We start from the raw sequence: 843 nt of genomic DNA on the forward strand, positions 1-843 counted from the left end.
TCACACCCTCACATCCACTCTCTTATAAAATCTATCCTTTTCTTGTATCTGTTTATAATTGCTATTTAGAGTATGGTTAAGATATGAGATATTGTATAGCTCATTTGAGCTTATTATGTTGTTATCTGCTAGATGTATTAAAAACCTAACTTCATTGTTTTTTATTATCTTACTTATCGCTGTTGCTCCAAGCTCTTTTAAGCTTATAAATTTATCATCTTTTTTAATAGCTATGGTTTCAAAGTCAAGGCTGTTTAGTTCTTCTTTACTCATATTCTTAGCTTCAAGGTTTATGCTTGCTCTTTTATCTCCAGAAGTATTTAATTTATCGGTATCGGTATATAGATCTCTTACGTCTATCTCCCTACCGCTATCAAATTTTAAGGTTATGGTTCCGTTACTATTCATTCTCATAGCTATTACACTATCGCTATCGTTTAATGCCAGTGCGGCTTTATTACTATCTGATTCAAAGGCTCTTTTTACCTTTTCTAAATTTGATATGCTAAATTCTAATCCCGTAGCTTTTTTAAACTCATTTTCCATGGCAAGCATATAAGATGATTTACTATCTTTTAGTTTAGATATTAGCTCATCTGAGTTTTCTACATCGTAATCTTTTAAATTCTTACTTAGCCACTCTATATCTTTAGTATGAGCATCAAGCTCTTTATTGTAATCGTTATAAAACTTCATAAAGCTACTTCTTTGATATCCTGCATATGAGAAGTCTTTATCTTTAGGAGTGTCTGATTCTATTATAGGATTAAACTCGCTAAGCTTTAGCTTTCCGTCAAATCCTACCTTTTCATAAGCAAAGTTATTAAATCCGCTATCTTTGTT

The 843-nt window shown here is 31.2% G+C and carries 1 pseudogene; it reads right to left on the bottom strand.

Annotation, left to right across the window (positions count from 1 at the left end):
• A pseudogene (locus tag CDOM16188_RS11085) lies at positions 1–843 on the bottom strand (response regulator); the annotation flags it as partial.

The sequence above is a fragment of the Campylobacter sp. RM16188 genome (genome assembly GCF_012978795.1).
In the GTDB taxonomy this organism is placed as follows: domain Bacteria; phylum Campylobacterota; class Campylobacteria; order Campylobacterales; family Campylobacteraceae; genus Campylobacter_A; species Campylobacter_A canis.